Origin of the sequence: Oscillibacter ruminantium GH1, assembly GCF_000307265.1 — a bacterium.
Classification (GTDB): domain Bacteria; phylum Bacillota; class Clostridia; order Oscillospirales; family Oscillospiraceae; genus Oscillibacter; species Oscillibacter ruminantium.
The window spans coordinates 394,792-417,814 of the sequence record NZ_DF158897.1 but is presented as its reverse complement, the minus strand read 5'-3'; the positions used below and the strand labels follow the sequence as shown (position 1 = coordinate 417,814).

The 23,023-nt window shown below is 55.3% G+C and carries 21 protein-coding genes, 1 tRNA gene and 1 riboswitch; of the genes, 18 read left to right on the top strand and 4 right to left on the bottom strand.

The genetic code is table 11. The annotated features are described in order from the left end of the window. From ON16_RS06540 to ON16_RS06520, 5 genes are read left to right on the top strand one after another with little or no spacing between them, the layout of a single operon-like run. The gene (locus ON16_RS06540) at window positions 1-1,020 is read left to right on the top strand and encodes an RnfABCDGE type electron transport complex subunit D (protein WP_040660482.1); all 1,020 of its coding nucleotides are present in this window, start codon (window positions 1-3) and stop codon (window positions 1,018-1,020) included. Continuing rightward, window positions 1,017-1,649, top strand: a complete 633-nt coding sequence (locus tag ON16_RS06535) for an RnfABCDGE type electron transport complex subunit G (protein WP_243441781.1) — start codon at window positions 1,017-1,019, stop codon at window positions 1,647-1,649. The genes ON16_RS06540 and ON16_RS06535 overlap by 4 nt, the downstream gene beginning before the upstream one ends. 18 nt (window positions 1,650-1,667) lie before the next feature. Further along, on the top strand, window positions 1,668-2,282 hold the full coding sequence (gene rsxE / locus ON16_RS06530; RefSeq protein ID WP_040660480.1) for an electron transport complex subunit RsxE: 615 nt from the start codon (window positions 1,668-1,670) through the stop codon (window positions 2,280-2,282). A gap of 3 nt (window positions 2,283-2,285) precedes the next feature. Continuing rightward, window positions 2,286-2,870 (top strand): electron transport complex subunit RsxA, encoded by a 585-nt coding sequence (gene rsxA / locus ON16_RS06525; protein ID WP_040660478.1) that lies wholly within the window; start codon window positions 2,286-2,288, stop codon window positions 2,868-2,870. Window positions 2,871-2,885: 15 nt separating this feature from the next. Then, entirely contained in the window at window positions 2,886-3,761 is an 876-nt protein-coding gene (locus tag ON16_RS06520) for an RnfABCDGE type electron transport complex subunit B (protein WP_040660477.1), read from the top strand. A gap of 182 nt (window positions 3,762-3,943) precedes the next feature. On the opposite strand, the gene ON16_RS06515 is transcribed toward ON16_RS06520, so the two are convergent. Then, window positions 3,944-4,147 (bottom strand): helix-turn-helix domain-containing protein, encoded by a 204-nt coding sequence (locus tag ON16_RS06515; RefSeq protein ID WP_323406086.1) that lies wholly within the window; start codon window positions 4,145-4,147, stop codon window positions 3,944-3,946. Between the two features lie 196 nt (window positions 4,148-4,343). Between ON16_RS06515 and ON16_RS06510 the strand changes: the two genes are divergently transcribed. The 11 genes from ON16_RS06510 to ON16_RS06460 all read left to right on the top strand — a co-directional run bounded on the left by ON16_RS06510 (window position 4,344) and on the right by ON16_RS06460 (window position 14,945). Then, window positions 4,344-4,601, top strand: a complete 258-nt coding sequence (locus ON16_RS06510; RefSeq protein ID WP_040660473.1) for a hypothetical protein — start codon at window positions 4,344-4,346, stop codon at window positions 4,599-4,601. 224 nt (window positions 4,602-4,825) lie between these two features. After that, window positions 4,826-5,878 carry a heat-inducible transcriptional repressor HrcA gene (hrcA, locus tag ON16_RS06505; RefSeq protein ID WP_040660471.1) on the top strand — a complete coding sequence of 351 codons (1,053 nt, stop codon included), beginning with the start codon at window positions 4,826-4,828 and terminating at the stop codon, window positions 5,876-5,878. Continuing rightward, the gene (grpE, locus tag ON16_RS06500; RefSeq protein WP_040660469.1) at window positions 5,875-6,492 is read left to right on the top strand and encodes a nucleotide exchange factor GrpE; all 618 of its coding nucleotides are present in this window, start codon (window positions 5,875-5,877) and stop codon (window positions 6,490-6,492) included. Before hrcA ends, grpE begins: the two co-directional genes overlap by 4 nt. 46 nt (window positions 6,493-6,538) lie before the next feature. Beyond that, entirely contained in the window at window positions 6,539-8,395 is a 1,857-nt protein-coding gene (dnaK, locus tag ON16_RS06495; protein WP_040660467.1) for a molecular chaperone DnaK, read from the top strand. 142 nt (window positions 8,396-8,537) lie between these two features. Further along, window positions 8,538-9,674: a molecular chaperone DnaJ gene (gene dnaJ, locus ON16_RS06490; protein WP_040660466.1), complete on the top strand. Its 1,137-nt coding sequence runs from the start codon at window positions 8,538-8,540 to the stop codon at window positions 9,672-9,674. An 8-nt stretch (window positions 9,675-9,682) separates the two neighbouring features. Continuing rightward, window positions 9,683-10,492: a histidinol-phosphatase HisJ family protein gene (locus ON16_RS06485; RefSeq protein ID WP_040660464.1), complete on the top strand. Its 810-nt coding sequence runs from the start codon at window positions 9,683-9,685 to the stop codon at window positions 10,490-10,492. Between the two features lie 167 nt (window positions 10,493-10,659). Further along, on the top strand, window positions 10,660-11,097 hold the full coding sequence (gene rpiB, locus ON16_RS06480; RefSeq protein WP_040660463.1) for a ribose 5-phosphate isomerase B: 438 nt from the start codon (window positions 10,660-10,662) through the stop codon (window positions 11,095-11,097). Between the two features lie 28 nt (window positions 11,098-11,125). Further along, window positions 11,126-12,196, top strand: coding sequence for a putative glycoside hydrolase (locus ON16_RS06475; protein WP_040660461.1), 1,071 nt, complete (start codon window positions 11,126-11,128; stop codon window positions 12,194-12,196). Window positions 12,197-12,369: 173 nt separating this feature from the next. Next, complete coding sequence (locus ON16_RS06470; RefSeq protein ID WP_040660459.1) at window positions 12,370-13,050, top strand: response regulator transcription factor; 681 nt, start codon at window positions 12,370-12,372, stop codon at window positions 13,048-13,050. After that, window positions 13,047-14,789 carry a sensor histidine kinase gene (locus tag ON16_RS14975; protein ID WP_051131585.1) on the top strand — a complete coding sequence of 581 codons (1,743 nt, stop codon included), beginning with the start codon at window positions 13,047-13,049 and terminating at the stop codon, window positions 14,787-14,789. The genes ON16_RS06470 and ON16_RS14975 overlap by 4 nt, the downstream gene beginning before the upstream one ends. Window positions 14,790-14,858: 69 nt before the next feature. Then, a tRNA-Leu gene (locus ON16_RS06460) sits at window positions 14,859-14,945 on the top strand. 130 nt (window positions 14,946-15,075) lie between these two features. Here the strand turns inward: ON16_RS06460 and ON16_RS06455 are convergent. Continuing rightward, the gene (locus tag ON16_RS06455; protein ID WP_051131584.1) at window positions 15,076-17,058 is read right to left on the bottom strand and encodes a thioredoxin domain-containing protein; all 1,983 of its coding nucleotides are present in this window, start codon (window positions 17,056-17,058) and stop codon (window positions 15,076-15,078) included. Between the two features lie 9 nt (window positions 17,059-17,067). Then, window positions 17,068-18,366, bottom strand: coding sequence for an FAD-dependent oxidoreductase (locus tag ON16_RS06450; RefSeq protein ID WP_040660458.1), 1,299 nt, complete (start codon window positions 18,364-18,366; stop codon window positions 17,068-17,070). Between the two features lie 494 nt (window positions 18,367-18,860). On the opposite strand from ON16_RS06450, the gene ON16_RS06445 reads away from it, so the two are divergent. Then, complete coding sequence (locus tag ON16_RS06445) at window positions 18,861-19,385, top strand: GNAT family N-acetyltransferase (protein WP_040660456.1); 525 nt, start codon at window positions 18,861-18,863, stop codon at window positions 19,383-19,385. A gap of 331 nt (window positions 19,386-19,716) precedes the next feature. Beyond that, window positions 19,717-19,808: riboswitch (glycine riboswitch) on the top strand. A gap of 110 nt (window positions 19,809-19,918) precedes the next feature. Continuing rightward, the gene (locus ON16_RS06440) at window positions 19,919-21,292 is read left to right on the top strand and encodes an alanine/glycine:cation symporter family protein (protein ID WP_040660454.1); all 1,374 of its coding nucleotides are present in this window, start codon (window positions 19,919-19,921) and stop codon (window positions 21,290-21,292) included. Between the two features lie 216 nt (window positions 21,293-21,508). Here ON16_RS06440 and ON16_RS06435 read toward each other — a convergent pair whose 3' ends face one another. Next, the gene (locus ON16_RS06435) at window positions 21,509-22,777 is read right to left on the bottom strand and encodes a sensor histidine kinase (RefSeq protein WP_040660452.1); all 1,269 of its coding nucleotides are present in this window, start codon (window positions 22,775-22,777) and stop codon (window positions 21,509-21,511) included. Window positions 22,778-23,023: the final 246 nt, after the last annotated feature.

The following is a 23,023-nucleotide window of genomic DNA, read 5'->3' as shown; positions in this document are numbered from 1 at the left end:
ATGACCGACTATAAGAATCTGAAACTGATCGCCACGTCTTCTCCGCACATTCGCGCCGCGGAAAACACTCGCTCCATTATGCTGGATGTCATCATCGCCATGCTGCCCGCGCTGGTTTGGTCCGTATGGGCCTTCGGCGTGCGGGCTTTGACGATTACCTGCGCCAGCGTGATCTGCTGCGTGGTGTGGGAGTGGCTGTATCGCAAGGCTTTGAAGCGGCCCCAGTCTGTGGGCGATCTCAGCGCGGTGGTCACCGGCATGCTGCTGGCATTTGTCTGCCCTGTGGACGTGACTTATTTCGCCATCATTGTGGGCAGCTTTTTCTCCATCATCGTCGCCAAGCAGCTCTTCGGCGGCATTGGTAAAAACTTTGTGAACCCCGCGCTGGTGGGCCGTGCTATGATGCTGGCCTCCTTTGCCGGAACCATGACGACTTGGGCCCAATTTCAGGCCAAGTCCCCCCTCTTCGGCTCCACGGCCGACGTGGTGACCGCCGCCACCCCGATGGCGTTCCTGCATGCCAATGATCTGCAGGGCCTGATGGATTCCGGCGTTACGGTGACGGACATGTTCTTGGGCCGCATCGGCGGCTCCTTGGGCGAAGTTTCCGCCCTGCTGGTCATTGCAGGCGGCATTTATCTGCTGGCCCGCAAGATCATTTCCTGGCAGACCCCCGTGGCGTACATCGCCACCGTGGCCGTGCTGACGCTCATCTTCCCCCGGGGCAATGACCCTGTGACGTGGATGCTGTTCAACCTGTTTGGCGGCGGACTGATGCTGGGCGCGTTCTTCATGGCGACCGACTACGCGACCTCCCCCGTCACCGGCAAGGGCCAGTTGATCTATGGCATCGGCTGCGGCCTCATCACCATTTTCATCCGGTACTTCGGCTCTTATAGCGAGGGCGTGTGCTATTCCATTCTGGTGATGAACCTGCTGACTGCTCTGATTGACAAATACGTGAAGCCTCAGCGCTTCGGCGTCGTCAAATCCGAGAAGAAGGAGGCGGCTTCGAAATGAGTGAACAAGTGAAGACCAAGGAAAAGGTGGTCATGGACCCCAAGTACATCATAAAACTGACGCTGACTCTGCTGATCACCTGCGTCATTGTGGCGGGCCTGCTGGGTCTGGTCAATCAGTTGACCGCCCCCAACATTGCCGCCATCAACAAGGCCAACACGGAAAAGGCTATGGCCGCCGTGGTTGCCGACCCCGCAAGTACATTTTCCGACCCGCTGTCGATCACTGACGATATGACCGCCGCTGCCGCACAGTATAAGACCACCGTGTCTGAGATTTACGAAGTGCAGAGCAACGGAGCCGCCGCAGGCTATGCCGTCAAGGTAAACGCCAGCGGTTCTCAGGGCACCATCGTGATGATGGTGGGTGTGGACAGCGAAGGTGCGGTCACCGGCGTGTCCATCGTTAAAAACGCTGAGACTTCCGGCATCGGCACCCGGGTTATGAACAACGAAGCGCTGGCGAACAGCGGCGTGGGTGTGCTGGACCAGTTTGTGGGTATGAGCCATGCCGACGGCGATCTGGCCGTGGGCACCAATGTGGACGCCATTACCGGCGCTACCGTGTCTTCCAAGGGCGTTACCAGCGGCGTGAACGGCGCGCTGGCCGTCGTGGAAGCTATGGGCTGAGAAAGGGGGAGTTGAACAATGAACTTCGGAAAACAGTTTAAGGAAGGCGTCATCACCAACAACCCCGTGTTGGTGCAGCTTTTGGGTATGTGCTCCACCATGGCGATCACGACTTCGATCATGAACGGCCTTGGCATGGGCGTCAGCGTGCTCATTATTTTGACAGCCTCTAATATCGCGATTTCCGCCATCCGCAAAATCGTTCCCAATAAGATTCGTATCGCCATGTACATCGTGGTCGTCGCGGGCTTCGTTACCTGCGTGGACCTGCTGCTGCAAGCGTTCCTGCCCGCCATTGCGTCCTCTTTGGGCGTGTTCATCCCCTTGATCGTGGTGAACTGCATCATTCTGGGCCGTGCGGAGTCCTTCGCCTCTAAGGAGAGCATCGGTGCATCCGCGGTTGACGGCATCTGCCAAGGCATTGGTTATACGCTGGTGCTGCTGGCCATGTGCATTGTCCGTGAACTGCTGGGCGCGGGCACTTTGGCCGGCGTGCAGATCATGCCCTCCGGCTATCAGACCATCGGCGTGCTGACGCTGCCGGTGGGCGGCTTTATGGTTCTGGGTGCGCTGATTGCCGCGATGCAGTGGGCACTGAATAGGCCGAAAAAGGCCGCAAAGGAGGAGAAGTAAGCCATGAAAGAGATCTTTTCCATCGCGTTAGGCGCGATTCTGGTCAATAACTTCATCTTCTCCCAGTTCCTCGGCATCTGCCCCTTCATGGGCGTTTCCAAGAAAGTTGACACCGCTGTGGGCATGGGCGTGGCCGTCACGTTCGTTATGGGCCTTGCGTCCGCGTTCACTTGGCTGGCCAACGAGTTCTTGCTGGTGCCTTTGAAACTGGAGTACATGCAGACCGTGGCGTTTATTCTTATCATCGCCGCGCTGGTGCAGTTCGTGGAGATGTTCCTTCAGAAATCGCTCCCCGCGCTGTACACGGCTCTGGGCATCTACCTGCCACTGATTACCACCAACTGCGCTGTGCTGGGCGTGGCCCTGCTGAACGTGCAGAACGGTTACAATTTCATCGAGTCCGTGGTGTACGGTATCACCGGCGGTCTCGGCTTCCTGCTGGCCATCGTTTTGTTCGCCAGCATCCGGGAGCGCACCGTGTTCGCCGATCCTCCCAAGGCTTTTGAAGGCTTCCCCATCGCGCTGGTTACCGCCGGCCTGATGGCGCTGGCGTTCATGGGCTTCTCCGGGGCGAACGTCTTTGGTTAAGGAGGAGAAGAAATCATGAATATTGTCTATGCCATTCTGGTCCTCGGCATTTTGGGTGGTATCTTCGGCCTGATTCTGGCCGTGGCGTCCATCGTGTTTGCCGTGAAGACCGATCCCCGTCTGCCTGAGATTGTGGAAGCGCTGCCCGGCGCGAACTGCGGCGGCTGCGGCTTTGCCGGCTGCTCTGACTGCGCCAGCCACATTCTCGACGGCTCTGCCCCTGTCAACGCCTGTCCCGTGGGCGGTGCGAATTCCGCTGATAAGATTGCCGCCATCATGGGTGTGGAGGCCGGTTCCAGCGAGAAGCAGGTGGCTTTCGTCCGCTGCAACGGCGGCACCAACGCCAAAAAGCGCTTTGAGTACCGGGGCGTGCAGGACTGCATCTCCGCCACCAAGGTGGCCGCAGGCCCGCTGGACTGTTCCTTTGGCTGCTTGGGCTTTGGGTCCTGCGTGACCGCCTGCAAATTTGGCGCCATGTCTATCGGCCCCAACGGCTGCGCCGTTGTGGACCCCGAGAAGTGCACCGACTGCATGGCCTGCGCCACTGCCTGCCCGCGCAAGCTGATCGTTTCCGTCCCCGCGGCGAAAAAGGTTCGTGTGGCCTGCAACAACAAGGACAAGGGCAAGGCTGCAATGAGCGTGTGCGCCAACTCCTGCATCGGCTGCGGTCTGTGCGAGAAGGAGTGCAAGAAGGACGCCATCCATGTGGAGAACGGTGTGGCCGTTATCGACTATGCCAAGTGCGTGAACTGCAAGCTCTGCACCAAGGTCTGCCCCCGGGATGCGATTCTTCCCCAGGCAACGGCTGAGGAGAAGGAAAAGTACAAGGCCATCAAGAAGGCTCAGGCTGAAAAGGCCAAGGCCGCTGCGGAGGCCGCTCCCAACGCATAACCGCCGGAAAAGCATTTTGCTGATTTTGCGCGGTGGGCGTAAGTGTATAAATAAGAAGGAACCCCAGCTTTTGCTGGGGTTCCTTCTTATTTACAGCCGTTACGGACTTGCTTTCAAAATACAGCGCTTAATTCGATCCGTTTTTATTTTAATGGAATTCCGCCATTTAGCGAAAAGCCAATTTAATCTTGGTCAAACAGCCGGCTGACCGGGACTTGCAGTGCCTCAGAAATAGAGAAAAGGGTTTCCAGAGAAATTCCCTTCAGCTTTGCTCCGTTGTTAGCCTCTATCTGACTGAGAAACGACCAGCTTTTTCCGATCAATTCCGCCAGCTGTTCCTGCGTATAGCCCCGCAGCTTTCGATAATAAGAAATTCGTAGTCCCAAGAGCCGATATTTTTCTCGATATTTTTCGCGCAAGCCGGATTCCGCCCCCTTTCAGGATTCAATTGGTTTCGATTTGACTTCATCCTATCAAAATTAGCCGCTTTTTGTTACAGACTGATAGAATAATATTATTTACTTTTAGCGAGTAATATTGTATTATGAGAGTAAATAACAATACTTTTGGCGGGGGTGGATTATGAGAAAAGACAGAAATCTGTTGGAAGACCTGATGAAGCAACTGAACTGTGTATATCTCTCCGATCTGAGAACGGCTGACTTCCAGAATCAGGCAGTCTGCGCAGCGCTGAAGTTTTTACCGGAGGATTATCCCGCCGCCCAGTGGCGGGACGCCGCAAATTATCTGCTGGATCGAGCGGAATGCCTCAATACCACGGAGGAGGCACGCCAGCTTCTCCTCAAGTGGAAGACAGCGGCTCCCTTTTCAATGGAATGAATGGAACCGGCCCGCTTTTGCGGGCCGGTTTTTTTGCAAAATCAGTCTCTGCGAAAAAGCAAAAAAGAGCACATGATTGTAAAAAAACTGTGAGCAAAGTCCTTTATTTACAATTTGTTTATATCCGTCCATTGACAATCGTTTTCTCTGGTGGTACACTCGCTTTAGCACTCAGGAAGAATGAGTGCTAATCTTCGTTTTACCGTTCTGGTAAGGAGCGGATCATGGACTTAACAGATCGAAAAAAGCAAATACTGAAGGCAGTGGTAGAGGACTACGTCTCCACCGCCGAGCCGGTGGGTTCCAAAGCCATTGCCGCGCAGATGGAGGGCAGGATCAGCTCCGCCACCATCCGCAACGAACTGGCGGACCTGGTGGAGCAGGGATATCTGGAGCAGCCCCACACCTCCGCCGGGCGCGTGCCCTCTCCCAAGGGCTACCGCCTGTATGTAAACGAGCTGATGGAACGCCAGAAACTCAGCGTGGTGGAGACGGAGAAGCTGAATTCGGCACTTCATTTAAAAATGGAGGAGCTGGATCGGGTGGTGTCTCAGGCGGGAAAGGCTGTCAGCGCGCTGGCGGGTTATCCCGTGTACACCGCCACTGCCGGACGCAAAAAGTTTTTTGCCCGGCATTTTGATCTTCTCCCGGTGGACGAAAAGAGTTTTATCGCCGTGATGATGATGGGCGACAACCGGGTGAAGAGCCAGCTGCTCCGACTCCAGCTGAAGTTGGACACGGGGCAGGTGCCAACGCTTGTGAACCTGCTGAACTCCCATTTCGTCAATTGCACCGCCGACGAGATGAGCGAGCGGCTGTTTCACATGACGGACCAGATCTCCCCCCAAATGTTCCTGCTGTTGAGCCAAACCGTGGCATACGCCACGGACGTGCTGGACGAGGCAGGGCGCAAAGAGGTTCAGACTGTGGGCGCGAGCCAGCTTTTAAAGCTGCCGGAGTTTCGGGACGCGGACAAGGCGCACGAGCTGATGAGCTATCTCAGTGACGAGGGCGCAGAGCTGCCCACCCCGGACGAAAACGCCTCTATGAAAATTCTCATTGGGCCGGAAAACGTAAGCAAGGCCCTGCTGGATACCAGCGTCGTGGTTGCCAGCTATGACATTGGCGACGATATGCGGGGTCTGATCGGCGTGGTCGGTCCCACCCGCATGGATTACGGATCTGTCACCGCGCGGCTCAGCTATTTTGCAGAGGGCATGGCGCGGATGTTCGGAAAGAAAGATTTACCTTCCAAAAAGGAGGACTCGGAAACGTGAGCGAAGAAAAGAAAGAACCGGTTGACCAAACGCCGGAGCAGGAAACGGACCAGACAACTGTCCCTGAAGTGGAGCAGACGGAGACGCAGGAGAGCGCCCCCAAGAAGGACGAAAAGTCCAAAAAGGAGTCCAAGAAGAAAGAGAAAACCTTCACGCTGACTCGGGAGCAGATGGAGGCCGCGGAGCTGGCGGCAAGCCAATTGGCCGCCGTCACCGATCAGTTTACCCGGCTGACTGCTGAATATGAAAACTATCGCAAGCGCACCACAAAGGAAAAGGAGTCCATTTATCAGGATGCCAAGATGGACACCGTGACCGCTTTTTTACCCGTGTACGACAATCTGGAGCGAGCTATGAAAACGGAGGGCGACGAGGATTCCCCCCACAAAAAGGGGCTTGAAATGATCTTCACCCAGTATAAAGAGGTTCTGAACAAACTGGGCGTTACAGAGATGGAATCTCTTGGCCAGCCCTTTGATCCCAACCGGCACAATGCCGTCATGCACGTTGACGATGAAAACGTGGGCGAGAACGTGGTGGTGGATGTTTTTCAGGCGGGCTTTATGATGGGAGAAAAGGTTCTCCGCTTTGCCACCGTCCGCGTGGCGAATTAAATTTTCTGAAAAGTTTATTTTATGTTTCTAATAGGAGGTTATTTTTATGTCTAAAGTAATCGGTATCGATTTGGGTACAACCAACTCCTGCGTGGCAGTGATGGAGGGCGGCGAAGCCGTCGTCATCGTCGGCCCGGAGGGCAACCGCACGACCCCGTCCGTGGTGGCGTTTTCCAAAACCGGCGAGCGCATGGTGGGTCAGGTAGCCAAGCGGCAGGCCATCACCAACCCCGACCGCACCATCTCTTCCATCAAGCGCGAGATGGGCAGCGATCACAAGGTGAGCATCGACGGGAAGAACTATACCCCGCAGGAGATCTCTGCCATGATTCTGCAAAAGCTGAAGGCGGATGCAGAAGCGTATCTGGGCCAGAGCGTCTCTGAAGCCGTCATCACTGTTCCCGCCTACTTTACGGACGCACAGCGGCAGGCCACCAAGGACGCCGGCAAGATCGCCGGCCTTGACGTGAAGCGGATCATCAACGAGCCCACTGCCGCTGCGCTTGCCTACGGCGTGGATAAGGAGCAGTCCCAGAAGATCATGGTTTACGATCTGGGCGGCGGCACCTTCGACGTCTCCATTCTGGAGATCGACGACGGCGTGATTGAAGTTTTGGCCACCGCAGGTAACAACCGTCTGGGCGGCGACGACTTTGACGAGTGCGTCATGAAGTATCTGGTCAGCGAATTCAAGCGGACCGACGGCGTGGACCTCTCCACCGACAAGGTTGCCATGCAGCGGCTGAAGGAAGCCGGAGAAAAGGCCAAGATCGAGCTTTCCGGCGTGACGACCTCCAACATCAATCTGCCCTATATCACCGCCGACGCCAATGGCCCCAAGCATCTGGACGTGACGCTGACCCGCGCCAAGTTCAACGAGCTGACCAGCCATCTGGTGGACGCCACCATGGGTCCCGTACGTCAGGCCATGTCCGACGCGGGCTTGAAGCCCTCCGACCTGCACAAGGTCCTGCTGGTGGGCGGCTCCAGCCGTATTCCCGCCGTACAGGAGGCCGTGAAGAACTTCACCGGCTCCGAGCCCTTCAAGGGCATCAACCCCGACGAGTGCGTCGCTATGGGCGCTGCGCTGCAGGCGGGCGTTCTCACCGGTGATGTGAAGGGCCTTCTGCTGCTGGACGTGACGCCCCTGTCTCTGGGCATTGAGACGATGGGCGGCGTATTCACCAAGCTGATCGACCGCAACACCACCATCCCTGTGAAGAAGAGCCAAGTGTTCTCAACCGCCGCAGACAACCAGACCTCTGTTGAGGTCAATGTCCTGCAGGGCGAGCGTGAGATGGCCGCGGCGAATAAGTCTCTGGGCCGTTTCCATCTGGACGGCATTGCCCCGGCTCGCCGCGGCGTGCCTCAGATCGAGGTCACCTTTGATATCGACGCCAACGGCATCGTCAACGTCTCTGCCAAGGATTTGGGTACCGGCAAGGAGCAGCACATCACCATCACCTCTTCCACCAACATGAGCAAGGACGACATTGAGCGCGCCGTGAAGGAAGCGGAGCAGTATGCCGCGCAGGACAGCAAGATGAAAGAGGAAGTGGAAATCCGCAACCAGGCCGACCAGATGGTTTACCAGTCTGAAAAGACGCTGGGCGAAATGGGCGACAAGATTCCCGCTGACGACAAGACCAAGGTGCAGTCCGGGATCGACAAACTGAAGGAAGTGCTCAAGGGCACCGACACCGCCGCCATCAAGTCCGCCACCGAGGAGTTGACGCAGGCGTTCTACGCTGTCAGCGAGAAGCTCTATCAGCAGGCCGGTCCCCAGCAGGGTCAGCCCGGCGCAGGCCCCGACATGGGCGGAAATGCCGACGGCCAGCAGGGCCAGTATTATGACGCAGACTATAAGGTCGTCGATGACGATGATAAAAATAAGAACCAGTAAGATGCGCTGAAGTTCCAATGGGACGGGGAGTTTCCCCGCCCCATTTGGAACGTTTTAGATCAAGATTCAGGGGACGGACGTTTTTGCCCGGAAAAGCGCGGCAAGGGCGGTTTCCCTCCCCACTGACAGAAGTGGTGAATGTATGGCAGAACAAAAACGCGACTATTATGAAGTCTTGGGCGTTTCCCGCGGCGCATCGGATGATGAGATCAAAAAAGCCTATCGGAAGCTGGCCAAGGCGAACCATCCGGACCTCAACCCCGGCGACAAGGCGGCGGAGGCTCGGTTTAAGGAGATCAACGAGGCATACGAGATCCTGTCCGATTCGGACAAGAAAGCCCGGTATGATCAATACGGACACGCGGGCGTGGACCCGAATTTCGGCGCGGGCGGCTATGGCGGCGCGGACGGCTTCGACTTTGGCGATTTAGGCGATCTCTTCGGCAGCTTTTTCGGCGGCGGCTTCGGCGGCGGACAGCGCCGGTCAAATCCCAATGCGCCTGCCCGGGGCGAGAGCATCCGCCAGTCCGTGGCCATCACCTTTGAAGAGGCGGCTTTCGGCTGCGAAAAATCCATCACAGTGGATCGGTACGAAGCCTGCGAAACCTGCAAGGGCAGCGGCTGTGAGCCGGGGACGACCCCGGAAGTCTGCCCCGACTGCCACGGAACGGGAACGGTGCAGGTCCGCAAGCAAACGCCCTTGGGCGTCTTTGCGTCCACCGGTCCCTGCTCCCGCTGCGGCGGCAAGGGACGCATCATCCATCAGCCCTGCAAGGACTGCTACGGAACCGGTATGCTTCGCCGCCGCCACACCATTGAGGCGAAAATTCCCGCCGGAATCGACGATGGACAGACCATTTCTATCCGGGGTCAGGGCCACGCGGGCAAAAACGGCGGCCCTGCCGGCGACCTGCTGATTACCATCACGGTGAAACCGCACGAGCTGTTCCGCCGGGAAGGCAGCAGCGTTTTGTGCGAGGCGCCTATCACCTTTTCTCAGGCCGTTCTGGGCGCGGAGCTGGAGATTCCCACCATTGACGGCAAGGTGAAATACACCCTCCCGGAGGGAACCCAGACCGGCACCACCTTCCGGCTCAAGGGAAAGGGAATTCCGGCGCTGAACGGACGCGGGCGGGGCGATCAGTATGTTACCGTCTACATCGAGACACCCCGGAACTTAAGCAAGGCACAGAAAGAGGCCCTCATGAAATTTGCGGAAGCCGTTGGCGATAACAATTACGAGGACCGCAAGAAATTTTTCAAGAAATTTAAAAAGTGAGGAAACCCATGTATCTTGCCGATTACCATACCCATTCCCGCGTCTCCCCGGACGGACATGTATCCATGCTGGAAATGGCGGCTGCGGCCGCCGCGGCAGGACTGGATGAAATTTGCTTTACCGACCATTTTGAACCCGTAGAGCCGCGCACCACCATTCTGCGCAAGACATTTGACTGGTCGGCCCAGACGGCGGAGTATGCCGACGCGGTTGCCAAGTGGGACGGCGCGGTGAAGCTTCGTCTCGGGCTGGAGCTGGGGGATCAGCCGGTGGACCCAATCTTGGTGGAGCAGTTGCTTCGGGGAATGCCGGAGATGGATTTTATCATCGGTTCGGTCCACATGCTGTCTCCCAAATTTGATTCGCAGGATCTGGCGTGGATTCAAGAGCCGGATGAGAAGACCTGCTACGCCGAGCTGGAAGATTATCTGGAGACGATGCTGCAAATGGCCCGCTGGGGAAAATTTACCGTGCTGGGGCACATGACCCTGCCGCTGCGGTACATGAACGACAAGCGGGGCTTTGGCGTCAGCATGGACGGCTTTGGCGCGGAGATCGAGACAATTTTACGAACGCTGATTGAAAACGGATGTGGGATTGAGGTCAACACAAACCGGGGCAACCAGCCCCTCCCCGGCGAAAAATGGCTGAAGCTCTACCGCAGTCTCGGCGGCGAACTGATTACGCTGGGCAGCGACGCCCACCGCCCGGAGGATGTGGGCAAGGGCATTCGGGATGGGCAGGCGCTGCTGCGCGACTGCGGTTTCACCCGGTTTTGCACGTTTGAAAAGCAGTGCCCTATTTGGCACGCCCTGTAAATAGAAATCTTGCAAATTCCCCGCAACAAGAGTAAAATAAAAGCAAATTGGGATCTTTGCGCCGTTTCGGCGGGAACAGCCTGTCGGGGTGGAGAATGGACGCCTGTATTTTAAAGGCGGAACGGGGAAAACCCCGCCGCAAAACCAATGAATGAGAGGGCTTTATCATGAAGATCACGTTGGGCTGCGACCACGGCGGATTTGAATTGAAAGAAACCATCAAGCGCCAGCTGGAGGAGGCGGGCTACGACTGCAAGGACTGCGGCTGCTTCTCCACGGAGAGCTGCGACTATCCCGTGTTCGGCGAGGCGGCGGCCCGTGCTGTGGCCTCTGGGGAGTGCGAAAAAGGAATTGTGATCTGCACCACCGGCATTGGCATTTCCATTGCCGCCAACAAGGTGAAGGGTATCCGCTGCGCCCACTGCGCGGACACGCTGGAGGCCCAGCTCTGCCGCCAGCACAACAACGCCAATATGCTGGCTTTAGGCGCCGGGTTCACGGGGCCGAAGCTGGCTTCGGAAATGGTGAAGATTTTCCTGAATACCGAGTTTGAGGGCGGACGACATGCCCGCCGCGTGGCTCTGATGGACGGCATCGAGGGCTGAGCCGGGAAAACTTCGGAGGAGGGACGCTATGGCAGGTCCGAAAGGATACAGCAGCTATCACGGAAAGGGTTCCAAATGGAAAATCGTGGTGGCAGTGCTGCTGGTGCTGGTGATCATAGGGGCGCTGGTGGTAATCCGGATGCAAAAATATGTGGTCTATGATGATTCCGGTCGTCCCCGTCTGGATCTGCCACAGTTTTCGGAGAAGCAGCCGGACAGCTCGCAGAGCGCCCCGGCAGATGGTTCAGGCGACGCGAATCTGATTATTGAAGAACCGGAGCAGACCGCGTTTCAGGCTGTTGCGCTGCCCGTTGGCCCGCTGACCGACTGGCGCAGTGCGTGGACCGCGGCCAGCGCGGGCGGAACGTATCATGCGGCGGTCTACACCGTGAAGGATACGGATGGCTTCGTGTATGTGGACAATCAAGCCGCCCCGGCGGCAGCCGTGAAGACTGTGGAGGGCGCGGGCGCGGCCGTGGGCGACATGCTCAAGGACGACAGCGTCTATACGGTTGCCAAGATTGCCTGCTTCCGGGACCCCATTGCTTCCAGCGGTGATTTGGAGGGTATGGGCCTTAAAAACACCGGCGGATATATTTTCTATGACGGGAACAACGACCGCTGGCTGGACCCTGCCAAGCCGGCGGCCCGGCAATATCTCATTGATCTGGCCTCCGCTTGCGCGGCGGCGGGGTTTGACGAAATTTTGCTGACAGACGTCAGCTACCCATCGGTTGGAAAGCTGAATAAAATTGACTATGGCGCGGTGGCCACCGGTTTGCCAAACAGCTTGCAGGAGGAAATAACCTTCTTCCTGACGCAGATGAAAACGGCTTTGGCGCAGTATGGCGTGAAGCTCTCCATTCAGCTGCCTTCCAATTTGATTACCGCTGGGGAGACGGCGGTCAGCGATTCCGGACAGTCTCTGGCGGGTATCGTCCCTCAGGTGGATCGAGTCTATGCCGATGCAGAAGGAGATCCCAGCGCTTTGGATCTGCTGAAAGCAAAAATGGCCGCCGTCAGCAAGGATACGGAGTTTATCCCGGTTCTGACCGGACTGGATGGAATCTCCAGCGAGTCCTATTTAATTGCGACGTGATCCCAAACAAACCGCAGAGACGGCACAGCCGTCTCTGCGGTTTGCTTTTACTGGATAAAACAAAAATCATTGAAAAAGCAATTCCAAATTATAAGAACTTTTTCGTACTTTTCAAGACTTTTTCAAGCAACTTTGGTAAAATGAAATCATTGAAAGATTGGGGAGGGATTCGTGTGCGTATTTTACTGGTGGAAGACGAGAAAAGTCTCTCCGCAGCCATCTGTCAGGTGTTGAAGCGAGAGCATTTCACGGTGGACCCAGTCTATACCGGACCGGAGGGGCTGGACAACGGAATGTCCGGAATTTATGACGCCATTGTGCTGGATGTGATGCTGCCGGGAAAAAACGGCTTTTCCATTTTAGAGGAATTGCGCGCCGCCGGTGTCACGACCCCGGTGATGATGCTCACGGCCCGGGGCGATCTGGAAGACCGGCTTCGTGGCTTGGATGGCGGTGCGGACTACTATCTTCCCAAGCCGTTTCAAATGGCGGAACTGTTGGCGTGTCTGCGGACGATTACCAGGCGGCGGGAGTCCGTGCCCATGGAGGAGATGGTTTTCGGAGACGCGCAGCTTTTAAGCCGGGAGGGAAAACTCCTGTGCCGGGAGACGGGCCAGTCCGTGAAGCTGGGGGCCAAGGAATTGCAGCTACTAGAGCTGCTGTTTCGCAATCCGGGTCAAATCTTATCCAAGGAAACACTGATTGAGCGGGTATGGGGCTTTGACAACGAATCGGAGTATAATAATTTGGAGGTTTATCTCTCCTTTATCCGCAAGAAATTGACCTTTGTTGGCTCCCAAATTAAAATCAAGGCGGCCCGCGGTCTTGGATATTCTCTGGAGGATACGGTATGATCCAAAAGCTGCGGCAGAAATTCACGCTGTTGGTACTGCTGGTGCTGCTGCTGGCTTTTGGCGGAACAGTCTTTGCCATCAACTATGCCAATTGGAACCGTCTTGAGCGGGAATCCCATACTTCCCTGCAAACGCTTCTTGCCGGTGATGGACAGCGACCCACCTTCCAGACACAGGGAGGGCAGACTCACAATCTGCTGGCTCCTCCGCCCAGCGAAGAGACAGACGACGCTGCGAAGGGCGATGTCTCCCAAGAGGAAGATGCGGATGATGAAGCCGCTAACGCCGAGGTGGAAAGCAACGCTCCCAAAGAGGAAACGCCGGACGAGAAAGTCGCGGCTTCGGCGAAAAACGATGCCGAGGCAAACAACGACGACGCTGTGGAGAGCGATTCAGACGTGGAGAACTATGCAATAGAGCGTCAGAGCGGCTCTGAGACGGACGAGAGCGATTCCAACACAGACGACGGCAGTGGGGTGGAGTCCGACGCCGAGGACGCGTCTGAAAATGATGCCGAGGATGATGAGGGCGGGGCAAGCGAAGCCGGTGTCTCTCTCAACACGGTATCCCCTGCCCCGCCTGCGGGCAATTCCCAGTCGGTTGTGGAAAACGGGAGCGCCGCCAGCGGAGAGCAGACAAAGCCATTTGTTGCTCCAAACGGCACGGCGGCTGCCGGGGGCGCCGCAGACCAAACGCTTCAAAACGGAAAGATTCAGCACCCACAGCAGATGCTTTCGCAGGCGAATCTGTCCAATTTCTACACGGTGCGGCTGGACAAATCGGGCAGCGTACTCAGCTGGTTCAGTGATCGGCCGGAGCTTTACTCCGATCAGCAGATCGCGGAGAGCGTAGCGCAGGTTTTGGAACTGGGAGCGGATTCCGGCCGGGTGGACAACCAGTTCTTCATGATGGGAAAGCGGCCTTATGGAACGCTGTTGGTCGTGTTGGACGGACAGATGGAAATCGAGAGCGCACGGCAGCTCCTGACGATCTCCAGTCTGGTGGGCCTTGCCGCCTATTTGTTAATGAGCGCCGGGGCGGTGGTGCTGATTCGGCGGATGACCAAGCCGGTGCAGGAGTCCTTTGACAAGCAAAAGCAGTTCGTCTGGGACGCCAGCCATGAGCTGAAGACGCCTCTTGCCGTGATCTCCGCCAACAGTGAGGTGTTGGCAGGAGAAATCGGAGAGAACCGCTGGCTGGGCTACATTCAGTCCGAAGTTCAACGCACAGACCAGCTGGTGAAGAATTTGCTGACGCTGGCCCGGATGGACCGGACGGGCCACCAGATTGAAAAGCAGCCCTTCGACCTGAGCAGAGCGCTCCTCAGCGTGACGCTGCCCTTTGAAAGCATGGCATTTGAGAGCGGAAAAACGCTGATAACCGATATTACGCCGGAAATTCGGTACAGCGGCGACGAAGAAATGCTCAAGCAGATGACGGTCATTTTGCTCGACAACGCCATGAAATATGCCAACGACGGCGGAACAGTGACCATTTCCCTTCTTGCAAAGGGCGAGAAAAAGGTCCTGCGGGTCCACAATACCGGCGCGGGAATTGAGCAGAAGGACCTGTCCCATATTTTTGAGCGGTTTTACCGGGCAGATGAGGCCCACAGCCGGGAAAAAGAGGGCAACGGGCTGGGTCTTGCCATTGCAAAGACGATTGTTGCCGCCCACAAGGGGAAAATTACGGCAGAAAGTGAGCCGGGACGCTGGGCCTGTTTTACGGTTACGCTGTAACTATATGATTTTCTGCGGAAACCCCTTGAAATCTTGAAAGTAGTATAGTATAATACTTCCGTTGCACCTGCCGGTGTGATGGAATTGGTAGACGTAGTGGACTCAAAATCCACCGCTGGCGACAGCGTGCCGGTTCGAGTCCGGCCACCGGCACCAACCGAGAAGAACACCCCAACGGGGTGTTCTTCTTTTTTGATGCTCTCACAAGTGCAGAGGGGCCGTTTGCACACGCACAAAAACTTGCCGCTGTGAATGCAAAGCTACTTGATCGTGCGTTCTCCGGGTTTCAAATCAAGGGCTCCCCTTCGCGCGTTACTCGATACTTTTCATAAAAGTCCTGTTTCGTGACTGGAGGAAGACAGCTGTGATTCTGGCAGACGTAAAAAGCAGTTTGACCGTTGAGCAGCGGATACCTGCCATCCTCCGCATCTGAAATGCGGACAATGCTGGAAGAAGAGACGACAAAAGGAAGTTCTTTTAAGTCGTCGTCTTCATGGCTCCGGGCAACTGTGATGATCTCCGGCGGTTCAAGATAATCAGACAGCGCCATCAAGAACATGGCGTATCCGGCGGGGTACTCTTTTGCTTCGCCCGACATAAAATGAAGCTGTTTTTGCAGAATTTCATTGGTTTTTTCATCTAAATCCAGATGGTTCAGCCGCACGAGGTTATAAGCCATCAGCGAATTGCCGCTGGGAACAGCGCCGTCATAGCTTTCCTTCGGACGGAAAATTAATGTTTCATTTTCCTTGCCGGAAAGATAAAAACCGCCGGACTTATGATCGAAAAAAGTCCGGATTGCCTTTTGAGTCAATTCTTCCGCACGGAAAAGATATGCCCGGTCAAAAGAAACGTCATACAAGGACAGCAGTGCAAAAATATAGCACGCATAATCATCCAAAAAGCCGTTTTCATTTCGTTGTCCGTTTCGCCAGCTCACATGGAGCGCGTCGCCATCGCAGAGATTTTTCTCGATGAATTGCCGCGTTCGCTTCGCCGCCTGTAAATACGCGCTGTTTTGGCTGATCCTGTACAGAAAACACAGCGCCGCAATCATCAGGGAATTCCAAGAGGTCAGGATTTTATCATCCGTGTGGAGTGCGGTGCGGGTTTTGCGGTAATGGCGGAGCGCAGGCAGGTGTTTGTCGAATTGGTCCGTGAAGTCCGCTGCGTGGAGAAGGTTTGGAATGCTTTTTCCCTCAAAATTGCCGCGATCCGTAATCCCGTAGTACGCGCTGAATGCCGCCCCGCCACCGTCGCCAAGGACATTCCGGATTTCCTCCGGCGTGAAGACGTAGTATTTTCCTTCCTCGCCGTCGCTGTCCGCGTCCTGCGCGCTGTAAAATCCCCCGTCGGCTGAAGTCATTTCGGACAGAAGGTAGGATGCGGTTTTCTCTGCTACCTGCCGATAAAGCGGCTGACCCGTCATCTCGTATGCGCGGCAGTAAGCGAGGATTAGAAGCGCGTTGTCGTACAGCATCTTTTCAAAATGAGGAACGAGATAATACGCATCCGTGGAATAGCGGCAAAATCCGTAGCCAATATGATCGAAGATTCCCCCGCGATACATTTGACGCAGTGTCTTCTCCGCCATTTGCAAGGCGTTGCCGTCGTGGTGCTTTTGCGCGTGCTGCATCAAAAACAGCAGATTGTGAGGCGTGGGAAATTTTGGCGCGGGTCCAAATCCGCCCCAGCGTTCATCAAAGCTCTGTTGATACAGTTCCACTGCCCGTTCCGGCAATGTTTCATCTGTATCGGATGGGTGCGGCTGGCGGTTGTTTATCATGTCCACGATCTCATTTGCCGAATGCAGCAGGGCCTTGCGGTCATTCTGCCATTTGTCCTGCACCGCCAAGAGAAGCTCTTTAAGACCTATGGAGCCGTACCGCGCCGTTTTCGGGAAATAGGTTCCGGCAAAAAAAGGCTTTTGTCCGGCTGTCATAAAAATGCTCGTGGGCCAGCCGCCACCGCCGGTAAACGCCTGACAGACAGCCATGTAGATGCTGTCGATGTCGGGGCGCTCTTCCTTGTCCACCTTGATTGACACGAAGAATTGATTCAGGATTTCCGCAATTTCTTGATCCTCAAAACTTTCGTGTGCCATCACATGGCACCAGTGGCAGGTGCTGTAACCAATGCTGAGAAAAACAGGCTTATCTTCCGCTGCCGCCTTTTCAAAGGCCGCCTGCCCCCATGGATACCAATCCACCGGGGTTTCGGCGTGTTGCAGGAGATAGGGGCTTGTCTGCCCCTGCAAATGATTCCTCATTAAAATCCCTCACTTTTTCAGATCTCCCGCCGCCGGGTTGTCAATCAGACGGCCGTCCTTGGTGAACCGCGAGCCATGGCAGGGACAGTCCCACGTATGCTCAACCGGGTTCCATTTCAGTGCGCAGCCGAGATGGGGACAGCGCTTTGACGTGGGCGTTAAAAGCGTGGCCACGGCCTCAAATGCGTTGACAGCCAACTGCGGGCGCAAAATGGTTCTTGATGGGGAGAACACCTCGGCACAAGGGTTTTCTCTGCCCTGCACCATGTCGCATAAAATTCGCGCCGCAGCCATAGATGAAGTCATCCCCCATTTGTTAAAGCCCGTGGCAACATATAGATCCTTTGTGCCGGCGGAGTAAGGCCCGATATAGGGAATGCCGTCCAGCGTCATGCAGTCCTGCGTTGCCCAGTGATATGTTTCTTTCGCGTTCGGGTAATACCGGGCGGCAAACTCACGCAGTTCCCGCCAGTTGCCGCCCTTTTTTCCCGTGCGGTGGTCGCCGCCGCCGACCAACAGAAGATTTCCATAATTCCGAAAGGACATTCCCTTCTGCGCCTCGTCCACATACATGCCGTTCACATTCGGCGCGTTCTCCAGTGCGATCACATAGGAACGATGCTGATACATTTTAAGAAAATAGCTGCCGTGTTTATTGAGGAATGGAAAATGAGTTGCCACAATCACGTTCTTTGCAGCGATTTTCCCGGAATCGGTCACCGCTGTTGTGCCGACCAGCTCCCGCACCGCCGTATGCTCGTAAATATGCAGGTCCGACGAAATGGCTGCGATGAATTTCAGCGGGTTGAACTGCGCTTGATGCTCGATTTTTGCGGCGCCCGCCACGCCAAAAGAAAGCGGAAGCTGCTCTGAAAATTCGGGGTGCAATCCCAGCTTTTCAAGCGCGGCTATTTCTTTCTCAATTTTGCTGCGATTATCCAGTGAATAGACATAGGCGTCCTTTTCTTCAAAGCTGCAGTCAATATCTCTGCTGAGTTCACGATATTTTTGCAGAGCCTCTTCGTTTGCGCGCAGATATTGTTTCGCCTTTTCCGCACCAAACTGATGGATCAGTTTATCATAAATCAGTCCGTGCTGAGAAGTGATTTTTGCAGTTGTGTTTTTTGTAATGCCATTGCAGATCGTCTCCGCCTCCACAAGCATGTAATCCACGCCTGCCTGATGCAGCATATACGCACATAAGATTCCTGCCATTCCACCGCCGATAATCAGGATGTTTGTATTTTTATTTCCATTCAAACTTCTGAATTTCGGGCAAGTTGCGGTTTGTTCCCACAATGAAGTCATGATCTACCTCCGCATAACGCATTTGCAGATATTATTTCTTGTAGAGCAGACGCTATTCTGCGGGGAAAAGAAGAGCTTGGTATTGAAACACAGGATGCAGGTTCTTTGCAAGCGTTCTTGCGTTTTATACAGATGTATACTGCGATAAAAACAACAAGGAATAATCGGAATTTGATAGGAGGGAAAGAAGAATGGAACAGTAAGAAATGGAATATGCTTACTCCAACGCTAAAAAAGGAAAACACTTTGCCTGTCCGTGAGCTGCGGATATCTGGGCGGCTTTTACCGTATGTGCTGGGTGAGCGGGAAAGCGGCCGATTCGACACGAACCACCGCGATTCCTCTTCAAAAAGCAGCGGCACGAATTTCTGAAAAGCCGGATGCCTTGACAGATATAGCGCCGTATGTTATAATCAAGACAACTTAATAAAAAAGAACCGTCCATGCAGTACGCATAGAAGGGCTTTTTAGTATTTTTACTGTGAGGTAAGCGTATGAAGAAAGCCGCTTCTATTTTTTTGCGCCCGGAGATCCGTACATGTGACGTGACACAGTTGATCCGCTGGATGGAAAATCCCCATATTACCCGATATCTCAATGAGGATGAGGAGATTGCCGACGAGTTGTCCGCCATGCTGCGAGAGGTTCCCGAACCACTCCTCTCTCTCCAATTCAACCGTTACGGTCGGTTTTTCCTGATCTGTGAAGATACCGGACCGGCAATCGGCTTTGTCAAGCTGAAGGAACAGGGCACAAAGGGATGCTATGAAATTGTCTTTGCCATCGGCGAAGAAGGCCTCTGGGGAAATGGCTATGGATGCAGCGCAATTCGCGCCGCCCTAGGCACCGCGTTTTTGGAATGGCGCGCCCAAAAGGTTGTAGCAAAAATCCGTGTGGAGAATAAACGCTCCATCAATTCCGTTCGTTCCTGCGGGCTGACCTGTGAGTATCGGGGAGAAAAGCTGCATTATTTCAGCACGACCGCAGAGGATTACTTAAACCATCTGCTGTGTGGATAACTCTTTCGTCCGCCGGTAGCGGGCTGAAAGAGGACGGATCGCCCTTTTGCAGACAAGGCCGCGGACTTCGCAGCGCTCATGCGCCCTTTTGCGGATGCCGCGGGAGATATAAAACAAGCAACGACAGGAACAACTTGCAAAAAAAGGATAAAAACTTAGGCTCCATGAAATTGTGTCATAGGGCACATTCGAAAGTGTATGATATTTTGCACAAAAAGCGGCGGTATTTTTGTTGACTGCTTTAAAAATATTTCGTATACTGGGGTCAATCAGGTGAATAAGAGAATCAACCCCGAAAGCTGCCCTGAACTGCGCGCGCAGAACAGGCTGGTGATGGAACTCTGGAGAATCTCAGAAATGGGTGCCGAAGGTGCAAGGTGTGAAAACGCCGAAACTCTCAGGCAAAAGGACAGAGGATATGGATAAACGCCCGGACGCGGGTGTATTCTGCCCTTTCTTCAGAGCTGCCCTTTTTTGGGGACAGCTCTCTTTTTTTCGCCCGAAAAGTAAAAGAGGAAAAGGGGAAATCGAGTATGGACACGATCAGCGCCATTGTGGCAAATGTCAACGGGGTACTGTGGGATAAAAACATTTTGTTGTTTGCTCTGTGCGGTACAGGCGTATTCTTCACGTTTCGCCTGAAATTTGTTCAGATTACGCACTTTGGCGAGGGCTTTCGGAGAATGTTTGCCGGGCTGTCCCTCAACGGGGCAAAGGCCGACAAGGAAGGCATGAGTTCCTTCCAGGCACTGGCCACGGCAATCGCCGCCCAAGTGGGCACCGGCAACATCGCGGGCGCGGCTTCCGCCATCGCCTCCGGCGGTCCGGGGGCCATCTTCTGGATGTGGGTTTCCGCGTTCTTTGGCATGTCCACCATCTATGCGGAAGCCACCGTGGCCCAGAAGTATAAAACCACCGATGAAAAGGGCGTCACCGTGGGCGGACCCGCGTTTTATATCCGCGCCGCATTCAAGGGGAAAGTCGGTGCGTTTCTGTCCGGTTTCTTCTCCATTGCGATCATTCTGGCACTGGGACTGATGGGCAACATGGTCCAGTCCAACTCCATCGGTACGGCGTTTAAAACTGCCTTTGGCGTTTCCCCCGTGGTGGTGGGCGTTGTGATCGCGGCGGTGGCGTTCTTTATCTTTGTGGGCGGCATCAGCCGCATCGCCTCCGTCACGGAAAAGGTGGTGCCCATTATGGCCGGCCTGTACATCATCGGGTGCGTGGTGGTGCTGTGCATCAACCACTCCACGTTTATGGAAGCGTTCCGCCTGATCTTCGTCTCAGCCTTTGCACCGCAGTCCATCGCCGGAGGCATTATCGGCGTCACCGTGCAAAAAGCCATGCGGTACGGCGTGGCTCGCGGCCTTTTTTCCAACGAGGCCGGTATGGGCTCCACGCCCCACGCCCACGCGGTCGCCAAGGTGAATCATCCCCACGAGCAGGGTGTGGTGGCCATGATCGGTGTGTTTATCGACACCTTCATCATTCTCACTCTCACCGCGCTTGTCATCATCTCCTCCGGTATGTGGGACAGCGGCCTTACCAGCATTGAGCTGGCGCAGGCGTCCTTCAACGCGGCGCTGGGTTCCTTCGGCAATATCTTCATTGCCGTGTGCCTGCTGTTCTTCGCTTTTTCCACCATCGTGGGCTGGTACTACTTCGGCGAGACGAACGTAAAGGCCCTGTTCGGCAACAAAATGGTGAAGGTCTATGCCTGCGTAGTGGTGGTATTCATCGTGATCGGCTCCGCCTTGAAGGTGGATCTGGTGTGGAATCTGAGCGATATGTTCAACGGACTGATGGTTCTGCCCAACCTGATTGCCCTGCTGGCTCTCAGCGGTGTTGTGGCAAGGAGCTATCAGGATTGGAATTCCGGCGAACGTTTGAAAGAGCCGCGGTGATTTGCCTGCTTTGGTCTATTACGGTCATTGTGCGGGATTGCCTTATATAGAGTCCGGGAATTTATAAGGATCGCGCAGGGCTTTGAAAACGCCCGTCAAAAGATTGGCTTTGCGAGGCCGCGAATAGAATAAAGGGAAGGATCGCTTTGCAGGCGTGATACCTGCGAAGCGATCCTTTTTCTTGCACCGGGGCAGGATTGTCCACTGCTCCGCAGCTCACAGCACGATGCGCAGAGTGAACACCCCGTTCTCCGCCGAAAAGGAACATAAGCCGCCGTGACGCTCCACGATGGACGCCATGCTCTTCACGCCGAAGCCGTGTCCGGCCCGACGGGCTACGGGCAGTCCGTTTTCCAGCCGAACCTCTCCCGCATAGGGGTTTTCCACCAAAAGCAGCAGCTTGCCCGCCTGCGCGCGGCATTCCATGCGCACTGCTTTTTCTCGCCCATCCTCCACCGCCCCTGCGGCGGGGAGCGCATTTTCCAGCGCATTGGACAGCAGAGCGCACAGTTCCGTGTCTCCGATGGGGAGGGCGGACGGAAGCGCGGCGTCCACATCCAAGCGCACACCCCGAGCCTTTGCTTTCCCGGAGAAGGAGGATAGAATGAGATTGACCGTTTCATTTTCGCAGTAGCGAACGGGCGTAATGGCCGCCACATCCTTTTGCACGTCCAGCAGATATTCCCGCAGCTGCTCCGTCTCTCCGGCCGCCAGATAGGCGCTGATGAGCGCCAGATGATGGCGGATGTCATGACGGTAATACCGCGCCTGCTCCTGCGCCAGCTTCAGCTCGTCCATGTGCTGGCGGGACGCTTTAAGCTGCAAGGATAAAAGCCGCTTCTCCTGTTCGCTGTCGCCCCGGCGGCACAGCTCTCCGCAGTAGAGAACGGCAAAGGCCACATAGCACAGGCACACCATGCTGGGCATAAACTCCACAACCACCCGCGCCCCGCTGTACAGCGCCTCGGTATAGACCGTGGCGGCGTAGTCAAAGAGATAGTAGCCTATGGGAACGATGCCAAAGAAAAGCAGAGATCGTCTGGACAAACTCATCAGCTGGCAAAGGGCGGGTGCGGCAAAGCGCCGCAGCACGACGTAGAGCGGAATGAGCAGAAGGGCGTTTGCCGCGTAGTAGGCGAACTTGCTGTCGAAAAGGTAAAGCGCCAGCGTACCGAACCAGTTGGAAAACTGACAGCAGAGGTAGGCAGTGAAGACGCTGACCAGCGAAAGCAGAGGCGGACGCTTGCAAACAAACATGAGATAGAGCGTCAGCGGCAGATGGACGATCAGAGGATAGAGCTTGAAAGTGGCGTCCAGCCCCAGAAGAATCCAGCTGACCAACTGGGCCGCGATGCAGAAAACCGCCAGCAGAAGCGTCCGGAGCCAAGTGGAACCGCTCTGCTCCACGCCCGCGAAATGGAGACTTAAAAAGACCCCGAATAGCAGCAGCAGCCCATAATTTACAATCCCAAGCGTCTCCAGCATAGCCCGTCACTCCTTTTTTTTAATTATAGCAGAACAGGTGCTTAAAATGGGGATTCAAACGAAATTGTAAAAATCACGGCCACCCTTTTTCGGCTGGGCATTTTCAAACGCCGTTCCGTATGGTACAATTATCAACAAGCAAATGTTTGACAAAATCTGTACAGTTTCTGCCGCGGGGCTTTGCGCCTACGGTATGATCTAAGAGAGGATAAGCCGAAGGAGGCGAAGAACGATTAGAGGGAGAAA